Annotated in this window: 12 protein-coding genes and 1 pseudogene; 3 read left to right on the top strand and 10 right to left on the bottom strand. The window is 56.5% G+C overall.

The genetic code is table 11. From position 1 onward, the window contains the following. Positions 1 to 37: 37 nt before the first annotated feature. From fliJ to JOD69_RS11055, 9 genes are all read right to left on the bottom strand, one after another. Positions 38 to 493 (bottom strand): flagellar export protein FliJ, encoded by a 456-nt coding sequence (gene fliJ, locus JOD69_RS11095; RefSeq protein ID WP_086134755.1) that lies wholly within the window; start codon positions 491 to 493, stop codon positions 38 to 40. A gap of 44 nt (positions 494 to 537) precedes the next feature. Further along, positions 538 to 1899 carry a flagellar protein export ATPase FliI gene (fliI, locus tag JOD69_RS11090; protein ID WP_077732545.1) on the bottom strand — a complete coding sequence of 454 codons (1362 nt, stop codon included), beginning with the start codon at positions 1897 to 1899 and terminating at the stop codon, positions 538 to 540. Further along, on the bottom strand, positions 1896 to 2603 hold the full coding sequence (gene fliH / locus JOD69_RS11085) for a flagellar assembly protein FliH (protein WP_086134754.1): 708 nt from the start codon (positions 2601 to 2603) through the stop codon (positions 1896 to 1898). The genes fliI and fliH overlap by 4 nt, the downstream gene beginning before the upstream one ends. Then, positions 2590 to 3597 (bottom strand): flagellar motor switch protein FliG, encoded by a 1008-nt coding sequence (fliG, locus tag JOD69_RS11080; protein WP_077732543.1) that lies wholly within the window; start codon positions 3595 to 3597, stop codon positions 2590 to 2592. The genes fliH and fliG overlap by 14 nt, the downstream gene beginning before the upstream one ends. Next, positions 3590 to 5296 (bottom strand): flagellar basal-body MS-ring/collar protein FliF, encoded by a 1707-nt coding sequence (gene fliF, locus JOD69_RS11075; protein ID WP_077732542.1) that lies wholly within the window; start codon positions 5294 to 5296, stop codon positions 3590 to 3592. Before fliF ends, fliG begins: the two co-directional genes overlap by 8 nt. A 20-nt stretch (positions 5297 to 5316) precedes the next feature. Continuing rightward, positions 5317 to 5628, bottom strand: a complete 312-nt coding sequence (gene fliE / locus JOD69_RS11070) for a flagellar hook-basal body complex protein FliE (RefSeq protein WP_077732541.1) — start codon at positions 5626 to 5628, stop codon at positions 5317 to 5319. A 53-nt stretch (positions 5629 to 5681) separates the two neighbouring features. Then, the gene (locus tag JOD69_RS11065) at positions 5682 to 7022 is read right to left on the bottom strand and encodes a sigma-54 dependent transcriptional regulator (protein ID WP_077732540.1); all 1341 of its coding nucleotides are present in this window, start codon (positions 7020 to 7022) and stop codon (positions 5682 to 5684) included. Continuing rightward, the gene (locus tag JOD69_RS11060; protein ID WP_245245566.1) at positions 7009 to 8226 is read right to left on the bottom strand and encodes an ATP-binding protein; all 1218 of its coding nucleotides are present in this window, start codon (positions 8224 to 8226) and stop codon (positions 7009 to 7011) included. Before JOD69_RS11060 ends, JOD69_RS11065 begins: the two co-directional genes overlap by 14 nt. A 110-nt stretch (positions 8227 to 8336) precedes the next feature. Beyond that, complete coding sequence (locus JOD69_RS11055; RefSeq protein WP_210023949.1) at positions 8337 to 9743, bottom strand: sigma-54 dependent transcriptional regulator; 1407 nt, start codon at positions 9741 to 9743, stop codon at positions 8337 to 8339. A 313-nt stretch (positions 9744 to 10056) separates the two neighbouring features. Here JOD69_RS11055 and JOD69_RS11050 point away from each other — a divergent pair, with 313 nt between their 5' ends. The 3 genes and pseudogenes from JOD69_RS11050 to JOD69_RS25065 form a co-directional block, all read left to right on the top strand. Continuing rightward, a complete protein-coding gene (locus JOD69_RS11050; RefSeq protein ID WP_077732538.1) occupies positions 10057 to 10677 on the top strand; it encodes an FHA domain-containing protein in 621 nt (206 codons plus the stop codon). Between the two features lie 17 nt (positions 10678 to 10694). Beyond that, positions 10695 to 11075, top strand: a complete 381-nt coding sequence (locus JOD69_RS11045; protein WP_077732537.1) for a PilZ domain-containing protein — start codon at positions 10695 to 10697, stop codon at positions 11073 to 11075. Positions 11076 to 11138: 63 nt separating this feature from the next. After that, a pseudogene (locus JOD69_RS25065) lies at positions 11139 to 11375 on the top strand (transposase); the annotation flags it as partial. A 279-nt stretch (positions 11376 to 11654) separates the two neighbouring features. Here JOD69_RS25065 and JOD69_RS11035 read toward each other — a convergent pair. Continuing rightward, positions 11655 to 12386, bottom strand: a complete 732-nt coding sequence (locus tag JOD69_RS11035; RefSeq protein WP_077732536.1) for a class I SAM-dependent methyltransferase — start codon at positions 12384 to 12386, stop codon at positions 11655 to 11657. Positions 12387 to 13420: the final 1034 nt, after the last annotated feature.

Genomic DNA, 13420 nt, shown 5'->3' with positions numbered 1-13420 from the left:
TGGTCAGCAAATCGAATGCCAGAATGCTGAATCGAAATCATATGAATACGGTCAAGGTGCCGCCGCTTGAGCGGCGGCCCGCTCTCTCATCCTGCTCCGCTTGCTGTTTCTTTTCCTCCATGCGCGTCTCTTCCCTAAGCGAATGCTCGAAAACTTTCTTGATGCCCAGACTTCGCTTGCGCGCCGCTTCCCATTCGGCTTGGCGATTCTGAAGCTCTGCTTGCGCCGCATGAACGGCCTTTTCTTGGTCGGCGATTGCGGTATTGATCTTGGCCAGAAACATCCGGTACTCGATCAACTGACGAGTTCCGAGGCCCGCGTTTCCGGATCGTTGAAACTGGGCTGAATAATTGTCGCGGAACGTCATGAGACTATCGAGATTTCGCCGCGCGGATTCCACCTTTTTTTGGCTTTCCCCCAAAATTTGAGCCATTTGTTTCTCCCGTGATTCGGCGAGCTCCAAAACCGGGCTCAAGCGCTTCGATCGTTTCATACCTTAGTCCCGTTTTCTGAAGTTGTGAGGCATGCCGGATGTCGTTACGCGGATGCGCCCAATAATTTTTCCAAATCGTCGAGGCTTCGTTCGAAGCCGACCGCCTCGTGCAGATCCTGTTGCAGAAAACTCATGATGCCTGGATTCATGGCGATGGCTTCATCGATACGCGGATCGGATCCCTTGTGATAGGCCCCCACGGTGATCAGATCGCGATTTTGTTGATAGAGGGAGTATAGGCGTTTTAGACGCCTGGCAAGTTGCATATGCCGATCATCGGCAATGTCCGTCATCACGCGGCTGATCGAGGCTTCGATATCGATGGCAGGATAATGCCCGGAGTCAGCCAAGGCACGCGACAGCACGATATGGCCGTCCAGTATTCCGCGCGCCGCGTCGGCGATGGGGTCGTTGGCATCGTCGCCTTCGGCGAGCACGGTATAGAAGGCAGTGATCGACCCTTCCCCTTCGTTCCCGTTTCCCGCCCGCTCCACGAGTTGCGGCAGTTTTGCGAATACCGAGGGAGGATAGCCCTTGGTGGCGGGCGGCTCGTCGATCGCCAGAGCGATCTCGCGTTGCGCCTGCGCAAAGCGGGTCAGCGAATCCATCAAGAGCAGGACATCGAGACCTCGATTGCGAAAAAACTCGGCTATGCTCGTGGCCAACAAAGCGCCGTGCATTCGCATTAAAGGCGGGTAATCCGCCGGGGTTGCGATTACGACGGCCTTGGCGCGTCCTTCTTCGCCCAGAATTTTCTGCACGAACTCGTTAACCTCTCTGCCCCGCTCGCCGATCAGGCCCACCACCACTACATCGGCATTCGTGTATTTGGTCATCATGCCGAGCAGATTGCTCTTGCCAACGCCCGTTCCCGCAAACAATCCGAGCCGCTGTCCCCGGCCGACAGTGAGCAAGGCGTTGATTGCGCGGACCCCGACATCCAAGGGCTCGCGGATCGGCTTCCGCGCCAGCGGATTGATCGCGCTCCCGGTCAGCGGCATCGAGCAATCGCTCTGCACAGGCCCCTTGCCGTCCAATGGCTTGCCGGCCCCGTCCAACACCCGTCCGAGCAAACCGAAGCCCACTCGCACGGAAGAGGTTTTGGTCAGCGGTATGACCCGGCAGTCCGGCTCCAAACCCTGGATATCGCCGGTCGGCATCAAATAAATCCGCTCTCCTGCGAAACCGACAACTTCCGCTTCCACGCCGTTTCCATGCGCTGTCTTGACCAGGCAACGAGCTCCGACGGCCGCTCGGCAGCCGACTGCCTCAAGGGTGAGGCCGACCATACGGCTCAGCTTGCCTTCCACCAGCAATTCCGGCGGCTCGTTGAGACGCGCGCGGTAACTGGCCAGTTTCGCGGCCCACAATTCCTTGAGTCTAGGTGCCGGAGCGAGATTGGTCATGACCGATCCTCGTCCCGTTCGCCGCCGAATAAACGTGCGATTGTCGATGCGAGGCGTTTTTCGACTGTGGCGTCGATGTAAGACGTGTCGGTCGTTACCCGGCAGCCGCCACGGGTCAAGAGCGGATCTTCGACGACCTTCCAGCGTGGCCCCAATTCGTCCAGCGCGAGTGTAGACCGAATCAGCTCCGCATCGTCCGGATGCAAGTGAAGCGCTATTTTCCGCGCACTGGATGGAAGGATTGCCATGGCTTCGCGCACCACGGCAATGATTTCGCCGGGCTCGGTTTTCAGCTCTCGCCGAATGAGCTGCTTCGCGACGGCAATCGCCAACGCGACCAGTTCCTGCTCGACGCGATCGCCCACTTCGGCCAGCGGTTCGCTCAAGCAGTCGATCAATTCCTGTAAGCGCTGGGCCAAAGACGCCGCGTTTACGCGTCCTTCGTTGTATCCCTGGCGGTAACCTTCTTCGCGGCCGTCCCGATAGCCTTGCTCCGAACCCTCTTTGAATCCAGCGGCGCGGGCTTCCTCGTAAGCTTGCTTCTGCATCGCTTCGATTTCTTCCGCCGTGGGCATCGCCGGATAGTCCGTTTCCTCCTCGACCACGACCACGGGACATTCCTCTTCGGGTTCGCCCATGACCGGCAGCTTCCACGGTTCGAGTGAAGCGAGCTCCTCTGCGGAGAAGCCTTTAAATGAGCTCATCGCTACCGCCTAACGAGAGTTCGCCGGCCTCCGCCATGCGCCTTGCAATGGCTAGAATATCCTTTTGTGCGGCCTCCACCTCGCTTAAGCGGGCCGGGGGCGCGGCCTCCAAATCGTCGCGCAACATCTCTGCCGCCCGGCGCGACATGTTGCTGAAAATCTTTTCTTTCAGCGCGTCATCGGCGCCGCGCAGCGCGAGCAATAACGAATCCGTCGACACTTCGCGAAGCAAGGTCTGGATGCCCCGATCATCGATATCGACCAGATCGTCGAATACGAACATCTTGTCCTGGATCTTTTGGCTGAGGTCCGGATTGACTTCGCTGATCTGCTCCATGATCGAGGCTTCGACGGTGCTCTCGATAAAATTGAGAATATTGGCCGCGGTTTCGATGCCGCCGAGTGTCGACGATTTGACATTCGCATTCCCGCTCAGCTGTCTTTCCATGATGTCGTCAAGCTCGCGAAGGGCCGCCGGCTGTACGCCGGTGAGCGTAGCCACGCGCATGATGAGGTCCGGCCGCGCCCGTTCAGGGAGATAGCCGAGGGTTTCCGCGGCTTGGTCGCTGTCCAATAGAGACAAGATGATCGCGATGATTTGCGGGTGTTCGAGCCGGATCAGATCGGCGATGGCGCGTGGGTCCATCCATTTGAGTTGTTCCAGGCCCTTGCTGTTGCGGCCCAACAGGATACGGTCACAAACGCTGCTGGCCTTGTCGGCTCCCAAGGCCTGGGTAAGGAGATTGCGGATATATTCTTCCGAATTCACGCCCAGGGCGGTCTGGTTGCGGATATCGTCCACGAATTTCCCGAGGACGTCTTCCACCATTGGCATGGTGATGTTGCGAAGCTCAGCCATGGCCGCACCGATTTGCTGAACCTCTTTCGGCGACATGTGCTTGAGCACTTCCGCCGCCCTATCCTGCCCGACCGTCAGAAAGAACAGCGCGGCCCTCTGCGGCCCGTCCAATCTGCTCGACTCTGCTTCAGCCATTCACGTTCATCCAGTTCTTGATGACCTGCGCGACGCGCTTTGGATCCTGATCCACTGCCCTCTGCGCGAAAACCACGCGCTTTTCATGACTTTCGGGCGCTTCCAGCATCAACAGCTCTTCGTCCTCGTTCTCCTTTGAGATTTCGCGTGGCTCGCGGGCATCGACGATCGCGCCATCTTTAGTAGCCGAATCCGCTATGTCATTCGCATCGGCGCCGGACGATTCGCCTCGTCCCACTAGGCCTTTCACCGCCGGACGAAGTACGCCGAAGACCAGCACGAGCACGATTAGCGCTGCTCCCGCTTGCTTGACGATCGACCAAAACCAATCCTGCTCCCAAACCGGCGCAACCGGCAAAGTTTCGATCTCGCTGCGGAAGGCCGCGTTGGTTACGGTAACCCGGTCTCCGCGCGCGGCATCGTACCCTACGGCCTCCTTCACCAGATTGGCGAAACGAGTCAGATCTTCCTCGCTGTAGGGTTGGAGAGTCACCCCATTATCGCCTTGTGGAACGTGCTGATAGTCGACTACCACCGCGGCGGTGATGCGGCGGATGACACCCGCCCCTAGACGGGAGTGACTGATGGTCTTGTCCAGTTCGTAATTTCGGGTAGCGCTTTTGACGGTGCTGAGAGGAGGCTCCGAAGGGTTTTGCCCGGGTTGCGCTGCGCCAGTTGTTTCAGGCGCGATACCGGCAGGCGGCGGCTGATTCGACAGGGCTCCTGGCACGCCCTGCACTGCCGAGCCTTTGTTTTGTTCCTCGTTGGTCTGTTCGCTGCGCAAGGCGGGCAGGTCCGGGTTGTAGACTTCCTGAGTGCGCTCGGTGACGGTGAAATCGATATCAGCGGTGACCTGGGTGCGAAGCCCATCCCTGCCGACCACCGGGCTCAAGATGTTTTCGATACGCTCGATGAGATGCTCCTCGACCTGCTTTTTGTAGTCGAATTGCTTGGCGTTCGGATATAGGTCATTGCCGTTGTCCTTGGCATTGAGCAGATGCCCCCGCTGATCGACGACCGTAACTTGTCCGGGTTCCAACTGCGGCACGCTGGACGCCACCAGATGGACGATAGCCTCCACTTGTCCCGGCTCCAGGCCGCGTCCCGAATGCAATTCGACCATAACGGAAGCACTGGGTTTTTTAGCTTGCCGCACGAATACCGATTCTTTCGGCAATGCCAGATGAACGCGGGCCGATTTGACATTCCGAATGGTGGTGATCGAACGGGCAATCTCTCCCTCCAAAGCGCGTTGATACCGCGCGCCCTCAACCATTTGGCTAGCGCCAAAACCCGACTGTTTTTCCAACAGTTCGAAGCCGGTACCGCTTTCCTTGGGCAACCCCATCCCGGCCAGTTTCAATCGCACCGCATGGACCTGATCGGCCGGAACCAATATGGCGCCGGTCGTCGGCTGGATCTGGTGTTGTATGTTGAGTTTTTGCAACGCTTCGACGATTTCTCCGCCCTCCTTTTCCTCCAAGTTGGAAAACAAGGTTGCATATTCGGTTTTGTTAGCCCACAGCAGCACGGCGATCGCCGTCGCCACCGTGAACGCGAGAGCGGCGATCAAGCCGATTTGTCGGCCGCGCGGCATCCGCATCCAGGTCCTGAGGACCGGCGACGATTTCTCGCTTTGGACGACCGCGGCTTGCCCGCCCGGCACCAGGTTTTTGCTTTCGCTTTGACTGAGTTCCATCTGGCGCTATCGTTTCCGGACTACATGGGCATGTTCATGACGTCCTTGTAAGCCTCCACAAGCTTGTTCCTGACCTGTACCATGGCCTGGAACGACAGACTGGCTTTCTGCAGCGAGATCATCACTTCCGACAGATTGGCATCGGTCGCGCCGGACTCGAACGCTTCCGCCAATTTGTTGGCTTGCTGCTGAGTTTCGTTGACCTTGTCGATCGAATCCTTGAGCAAAGTGCCAAAATCGACCGCGTTATCGGTAGGCAATGCGGTGCTGCGGGCCTGATCCCGCATGATGCGCATTTGTGTGAGAACCTTATTGATATCGAGCTCGCTCATGGTAATGCCCGTTTTTTGTCACTACGCCCATAAATGCATGATCCGCGCCAACGTTATACGGCCGCCAGATGGCCGGCTTCGCGCATCTTGGCAAGCTTGTAGCGGAGCGTCCGTTCGCTGATTCCCAGCCGCTCCGCAGTCGATTTACGGCTGCCGTTCTGCTCCTTCAGCGTATCCAGAATGATTTTTTCCTCGTGGGTCCGCAGGCCGCCCATCAGCGAGTCGGCGGCGGATGAATCGGGCTCCGGCGAAATTCCGTCGCTGCCGTAGAGATCATCCTCGAACACCAGATCTTCGGGCGCGATGCGACCGCCGGATTGGAGTATCAAGGCTCTTTGAATCGAGTTGTCCAACTCCCGCACGTTACCCGGCCATCGGTAGGCCGACAGCCGATCGGCCGCTTCCTTGCTCAGTTCAGGTAACGGTTTGCCGCTACGCCAGTGACGCCGGACAAAGGCTTCCGCCAGCGGAACAATGTCTTCCTTCCGTTCCCGTAACGGCGGGATGGTCAGCGGAAAGACGCTTAAGCGGTAATAAAGGTCTTCCCTGAAAAGCCCGCGGCTGATCCATTCTTTCGGATTCCGGTTGGTGGTCGCCAATATGCGGATATCCAGTGCGAGCGGCTTGCGTCCGCCGAGACGCTCGACTTCGCGTTCCTGGAGAACCCTGAGCAACTTCGCCTGCAGGGGCAGGTTCATCTCGGATATTTCATCGAGCAGCACGGTGCCGCCTTGAGCCATTTCGAGTTTCCCAGGCACTGTTTGGACCGCTCCGGTGTAAGCGCCTTTCTCGTAGCCGAAAAGCTCCGCCTCGAGCATGTTTTCGGGGATCGCGGCACAGTTTATGGCCACGAAAGGGCCCTCGTGCCGAAGGGAACTCTGATGGATATAGCGAGCCAGAACTTCCTTGCCGGTTCCGCTCTCACCCTGAATGAGCACCGTTGCGTCGGATTTCGCGATCCGTGCCGCCAAGCCTAGCAGCTTTTTCATCGCCGGGCTTTCCGCCACTCGTCCGTCTGTTTTCTCCGGCTTCGGCAGGATACGTCGCGATACCTGCTCGACCAAGGTTTCCGCCGCAAAGGGCTTGACCAGATAGTCGCAGGCTCCTGCCTGCATCGCTTGAACCGCATTTTCGATAGTGCCGTAGGCGGTCATGAGGAGGACCGGAACATCCGGATAGTCCGCTCTGATGCGTTCGAGCAAGCTCAGTCCGTGCAATTTAGGCATCTGCACGTCGCTGATCACCAGTCTTACCTGCGACTCTGCCAATTTGGCGAGCGCCTCCGCGCCATCCCCTGCGGCCATGGTCCGATAACCGGCGATTTCCAAAGTATCCGTCAAGGCCTCCGACAAGGAGGGGTCGTCTTCGACGATCAAAATGTCAGTTTGCTGCATCATCTCCTCCCATAAAGGCGGCACGGCCGGAAAAGTTGCCCGGCAAAGGCGTGCCGCCAGGACTTAAAGGCAGTCGAATACGAAAGGTCGTACCAAAACCCTCCGAGGATTCGCACCAGATTCGCCCGAGATGCGCTTTGACCACGTATTCGGCGATCGCCAACCCGAGTCCGGTGCCGTTGGCTCGGGTTGTGAAAAACGGCTCGAAAATCCGTGCTCTGATGTTTTCGGCTATCCCAGGACCGTTGTCCGACACGCTGATGTCCAGATATCGAGGCTCGCGCCGATCCGCCACGACCGTTACGCTGCCCTCGCCGCCCACGGCGTCCACGGCGTTGCTGACCAAGTTGATCAGTATGCCCAGGAGCGCGTCGCCGTTGCCGTGCAGATCGTCTTCGTCGGACCGGTTGGCAACCGTGAAACGTATCGGTTTGCCCTGCATCAACGGCTCACAGTTTTCCATGAGCTTGGTCATGAGCTCGCTGATCGAAAACCGCTCCTTGGCCAAGGTTCCCATCCGGGCGAAGGTCAGCATATCGTTGACCTGACGCTCCAAGTGGTGGAGCCGCTCGGTCAGCTTGGCTGCAAATTTCGAGCGGTGGGAAACGTCAAGATCGGATTTTGCGAGATGAGAGGCGTAGAGCAGCGCGGTTGCCAAAGGCGTGCGCACCTGATGGGCAAGGCTCGCCACCATTTCCCCCAGTGCCGAGAGTCGCCTTTGATGATCCGCCCACTCCTGGAGAGAGCGCATTTCCGTTACGTCCGTAAGGAGCACGATTTGCCCCGGTTCATCGCCGAGCGGGCTGAGGGTAAGGCTTATGGTTTTTCCATCGGGCAAGAGTCTTTGGTGGGGGTTTTCGACGATCGGCAAGGCATTCAGGACGTCGCGCCACATCCGTCCCAAAAGCGGTTCGCCGAGAAACAGCCCGGCAACCGGGTTGTACTCTACGATCAGACCGCGACCGTCGATCACGACCACGCCGCCCGGCAGAGTCTTCAGGAGTAATTGTAGGCGGTTGGCCAATAACTCTTTTTCGGCCAAGGTTTTCAGTCGCTCGCTTCGGGCAGCCGCGAGCTCTTCGCTGAGACGCGCGACCTGGGCTTCGAGGTCGAGGTAGGACTGGGTCAGATTCTCAGAAAGCGCATTGAATACCTGGAAGGCATCCTGCAAGCGCTGGGCATTGTCGAAAATTTGGTTGACCAAGGGAGCGCCGAGTCCGGTAAAAGTTGAACCTGACCGGCGAGAAGCAATCAAAGTGCCACTTTGTTGCCCCATAAAAACAATGGCTTGGACGGCCTCCTTTTGGAGGGACGTCAAATTACCGTCGTCTCTTCTCCCCGCAAGCCGTATTTGCGCAACTTCTCGACCAAAGTCGTGCGGCGCATTTTGAGAAGATTGGCGGCGTGGGCCACGACGCCGTTACACTCGTCCAGGGCCTGCTTGATCAACTCGCATTCCAGATTGTTCAAATGCTCGCGCAAGTCCAAACCTTCTCCCGGCAAGCGGGCAAGGACGAGTCCATCGGTAGCGGATACACTTTCGGCGTTCGGCTCGCGCCTGAGCGTGGCGTCTTCCGGTTTGACATACTGTTGGAATTTTTCCGGCAAATCTGCCGCATCGACGACGCCGTTTGGAAATAATATCGCCAGACGCTCGATCAAATTGGCCAGTTCACGTACGTTTCCTGGCCAATGGTACCGCTGCAAAACCCGAAGAGCGGCCGGCGTAAGCCGCATGTCTCCCCGCTTTTCGGCTTTGAGACGGGCGGTAAGATCCTCGACCAGAGTCGGTACGTCTTCCAGTCGCTCGCGCAGCGACGGTACATCGATCGGAAAGACATTGAGACGGTAATAAAGATCTTCCCTAAATCGGTTCCGGCCGATTTCCTCTTCCAGATTGCGGTGAGTCGCCGCGATGATGCGTACGTCGCACTGAATGGTCCTATTGCTGCCTACCCTCTCGAAGCAGCGCTCCTGCAAGACTCGCAGCAACTTTACCTGCATCGACAGGGGCATGTCCCCGATTTCATCCAAAAACAGCGTGCCGCCTTCGGCCATTTCGAAACGTCCTTGGCGGGAACTGAGCGCCCCGGTGAAAGCGCCCTTCTCGTGACCGAAAAGCTCGCTTTCCAGCAGCTCACCCGGTATGGCGCCGCAATTCACGGGTACGAACGGCTTGCTTCGGCGGGCGGAGTAATAATGTAAGTTGCGAGCGATAACCTCTTTGCCGGTGCCCGACTCGCCTAAGATCAGAACCGTTGCGTCGGACGGAGCGACTTGCTGAATGAGTTTGCGCGTGCGTTGGACGGCTGCGCTGGCGCCGGTCAAACTGCGGAACAACTCCGAAGGGCGGACGTTGACCACTTCCGGCGCTCCCCGGCTGATCTTTTCGAGGCAGGCGCTCAAAGCAGCGTGATTGGTCGGCCAGGCCAATACGGCGGAAGCTCTGTTTTCCAACCCGGCCGGCAAAGGTCTTGTCGGCGACTTATCCATTACTAGGACAAGCGGCGCTTGCCTGTAAAGCTCCACGATCCGCAAAATCACCTTTTCGATGTCGTCGTCCACGCCGACGAAGATTGCGTCGAATTCCGGTTCAGTTTCGTCTCTGAGGGTATCCAAATCGCATGCGATGACCTCACAATCAAGGAACCTAAGAATAATCCTCAGTTCGGTCAACAAGGCGCTATCGCTTTGGAGTAATAAAATTCGGCGCAAGCCCATCTAGTTTGCTCTCCAATGGCCCGACCCTGAAACGTGAGTCGACCGGTTCGGATGGTATGGTAAATATGCAACAACAAACGGCTTGAAAGTTTAGCCGTCAAAATATCGTCGTCAACAGAACGTTTTTTAGGCGAACATCGAAATGCATCAATTCAGCGAGCGGGAAATAGCGATATAAGCTATTTTTTATTTATTTGAAAAAAGCCGAGTCGCCGATTAGCGACACAAATATTAACGTGACGCGAACGAGACAAGGGAATAGCATGTATACTTTTGACAACAATCGACTTTATGTATCAAGGCGAGCTTTTTAATGGCCAAATTAACGCTCACATTCAGAGGCAAGTCACTCCAGGCCATCACGCTTAGGCCGGGCGAGATCAGCATAGGTCGCGATCCGTCCAATCTCTTGCATATCGATAGTCTGGCCGTTGCGCCCCAACACGCGATTATCGAGTCCACGCCCGAACAAAATATCATTCGCGAAGTCGATAGCGAGTTTCCTGTTTTCGTCAATGACAAAAAGATCGCCGAACATGCGCTCGGTCACGGCGACCGAATTACCGTCGGCAAACATGTGATTTTCTTCACCAAGGAAGAGATCTTCAGATCGGAGAGGCAAGCGGACGCCGAGTCGGAACCGGAAGTCTGGACAGACGCCGATGCCAAATTTTTCAATGGCAGCTTGCAGGTGTTGAACGGACGGCAGATCGGGCTGGTGATACCATTGAAGAAATCTTTGGTTCGTCTCGGAAAAGAAGGCTCCGGCGTGGTCATCATCGCCAAGCGCAAGAGCGGGTATTTTATTTCGCCTTTGGCGGACGGCACCTCGCTGACCATCAACGACAAGCCCGTAAAGGATCAGGCCGTGCTCTTGAACGACGGCGATCTCATCAAGGTCAATGAATCCCTAATGCAATTCTTTCAAGAGTAACCGCACGGAGCTGCTTAATGTCCAGCATCAGGCGTTCGGAAAAACGCCATTTTCATCGTATAGCTCATGACGCGCCCGCCACGCTATTTCATAAAGATGACAGCTTTCCCTGCAAAATCCTGGACCTTTCGCTCAAGGGCTGTCTGATCGAGCTCGATGCGGACCGGCCCCTTGATCCAGACTATATCTACGAACTTCGCATCGATCTGAGCGGGACGGTTCGCATCTTGATGGGCGTTTCCTTAGCCCACCGCAGCGGAACGAAGATCGGCCTCGTGTGCCAACGTACGGATCTGGACAGCATTTCCGCGCTGAAGAGGTTGGTCGAACTCAATTTGGGCGACGAGGAACTGCTCGAGCGAGATTTACAGGCGCTGGCGTCGAGCTCGGACCATTAACCCTCTGTACTACAGCCGCAGTTGTTGGTCTAAGAGGCATAGTAATCGACTGAGGAGGCCACCATGAGGGCTTACCTGGTGAAACCGTTGGCCGACCCGGAGGCGGTGCTGATGGTGGACGAGACGGGCTCTCTGAAGAATGGCATCCACTCGGTTGGCGTGAAGCGGCAATACAGCGACACAGCCGGTCGCATCGAGAACAGCCAGACACGTCTTGGCCTAGTCAAGCTGGTGGCACCGGCATCAGTGGAGCGCCGGCAGTGCCATTACCGACGCCGCTGTCGCGGTCATCCACCATAACTGCGGCTGTAGTACTAGACGTCGGACGAAAAGTCGGCCCCGGAAAACTAAAATCGAATTGGGAACCGGACCATATCAACGCCTTCCTTGGCGTCATTTTGGCGGCTGATTGACAAAACCAGAATAAGCCGGATATGGATTTTTCGTGAGTCAGCGACTATGAAAATCTTCTTTTCAAGCCGGGGCACGCCGTACGGTCAGTTTTTTATCTGACGTCGGGTTTCGGCCGTCTAAGTAAACATCCACAAATCTGCGGCCACTAACGAAAGTCCGGCCTACTCAGATCGGCTGCGCCGCCTGCTGTTTCTGCACAATGTACAGAAGATTGCTGTACCTGGAGCTAAGGGCGCCAAAGGACAAAATGCTGCCTACTACCTTTACGGAGTGGATCAGCAGCCGAAAGACACCTTTGCCGGGTCTCATGTAGCCGTCGCCGTATTCCGCTAGGACGGTAAAGTCATTTTTCTTACAAAAGTCCCATATGCCGCGCCGTGAAACCACCGGATCGTAATGAACCGGATAGGGTTCATAGCCCGGTTTGCCAGCGTTCCGGAAACCCAGGAAAATGCGGTAATAAAGCACATGAAACCAATGCGGTGTCATGCGGGTTATAAACCCATGAACGGAATGGGGGTCTGGTATGCGAATAACGATGATTCCGCCGGGCTTGACCCATCGGCTGAGGTTGTTTAGTACCTGCTCTGCGCCCTTAATGTGCTCGAGGACATACGAGCTGTAGATCACATCGTAGTGATGCTCGGGAAGTTGTACCGAGCGTAGGTCTCCTTCAACCGCTATATCGAGATCGCCGATATCGTCCTTTCTCATCTTTAGCGCGGCTGCGTCGAGGTCAACGCCGGTTAATACATATTCGACCCCGTTAAGATTCAATTGCCATCTCCGGCCACAACCCGCTTCCAGTATCTCCAGCGGCTTCGCGGAAGTCGATTGTGCCTTGATGTAGTCTACGATTACTTCGCACTCTTTTTCTCGACTCTGAATCAGGTCCATTTTGTCACTCCTAAGTAGTTGCCCGATGTGAAATCGCCTCCAAAAACCGACATTGAATCTGAACCCGGACAATATATGAGGTCTTTCGCCGCGTCAAATTCAGTGTTTAATCGGGAAATCTGAATAATCCGGATATCGGTTTTTCTCGGACTGACGGCTTTAAAATCGTCCGTTTCGAGCTGGGCTACAGGAGTGTGGTCAGGTCAGGTTTTTTTATGCTTGATTTTGATTTCGACTCCTTGCGTTTTGCCAAGCCGCGCCGCATAAAGAAATCTGAAGCGAATTGCAAAAGTCCGACCGTCCGGCTTCGGTAGTGCTTGATCGACTGAGTCGATACCGGCCTCGGATATGGGCTGGTTTACTCTTACACTCGCAATGTCCGACATTGACAGCCTACCTCCCTGGGCGCATCGTTTCCCAAATCGGCTAGCGCTATGGCGAGCCGGCAGGAGACGGTCCGGTCTTTTCGGAAATTGCCAATCCTGCCGGAGCACCAGAACAGCGGCGAACCGCCGGTCGAGGAAACGCTGAGAGCAAGCATAGCCTGGATGAAACGAAGTAGCATCCAGGGCTTATGCCGTCTCGTTCATCGACCACTCCTCCTGGATTCCGTTTCACTCCATCCAGGCTACGTGCTGAATCGCAGATTTCGGGAACTAATGAATTCCACCCATGATCTGCTTTAAGCCGGTTCTCCTGAGAAAGCAAAGGAACTCCTCGGCTCTAGGAGCGTTCGTTATTAATCAGGCCCGTAAATACCCTCCTGGTATTTCGGGCCGCCGCCCAGGCCGGTACACGCCCGGCCTGGGCTCACGCGGCTTGTCGCCGCGCCGGGGCATCCCTGCCCCGGATTAACCCGGCCTATATTTATAGGCCGGGTTAATAGTATCTTGGTGAGGTCAGCCGGTAGGACGAAGTGAGGAACGACAAATCGGCAGGATTGATGAAAAGTATCCCTGTTTTCCACCCTACCGGGCGCGTCGCGTCCCAATTCTCTCCTGGAGAATTTGTGCCGATCTGCACGGCGGAACAGC

Origin of the sequence: Methylocaldum sp. RMAD-M (genome assembly GCF_017832375.1) — a bacterium.
Lineage (GTDB): Bacteria > Pseudomonadota > Gammaproteobacteria > Methylococcales > Methylococcaceae > Methylocaldum.
This window is presented reverse-complemented; position numbering and strand designations above follow the sequence as displayed.

Coding starts and splice junctions, on each gene's coding strand:
- fliJ (WP_086134755.1), bottom strand. CDS start 493: ATGAAACGATCGAAGCGCTTGAGCCCGGTTTTGGAGCTCGCCGAATCA.
- fliI (WP_077732545.1), bottom strand. CDS start 1,899: ATGACCAATCTCGCTCCGGCACCTAGACTCAAGGAATTGTGGGCCGCG.
- fliH (WP_086134754.1), bottom strand. CDS start 2,603: ATGAGCTCATTTAAAGGCTTCTCCGCAGAGGAGCTCGCTTCACTCGAA.
- fliG (WP_077732543.1), bottom strand. CDS start 3,597: ATGGCTGAAGCAGAGTCGAGCAGATTGGACGGGCCGCAGAGGGCCGCG.
- fliF (WP_077732542.1), bottom strand. CDS start 5,296: ATGGAACTCAGTCAAAGCGAAAGCAAAAACCTGGTGCCGGGCGGGCAA.
- fliE (WP_077732541.1), bottom strand. CDS start 5,628: ATGAGCGAGCTCGATATCAATAAGGTTCTCACACAAATGCGCATCATG.
- JOD69_RS11065 (WP_077732540.1), bottom strand. CDS start 7,022: ATGCAGCAAACTGACATTTTGATCGTCGAAGACGACCCCTCCTTGTCG.
- JOD69_RS11055 (WP_210023949.1), bottom strand. CDS start 9,743: ATGGGCTTGCGCCGAATTTTATTACTCCAAAGCGATAGCGCCTTGTTG.
- JOD69_RS11050 (WP_077732538.1), top strand. CDS start 10,057: ATGGCCAAATTAACGCTCACATTCAGAGGCAAGTCACTCCAGGCCATC.
- JOD69_RS11045 (WP_077732537.1), top strand. CDS start 10,695: ATGTCCAGCATCAGGCGTTCGGAAAAACGCCATTTTCATCGTATAGCT.
- JOD69_RS11035 (WP_077732536.1), bottom strand. CDS start 12,386: ATGGACCTGATTCAGAGTCGAGAAAAAGAGTGCGAAGTAATCGTAGAC.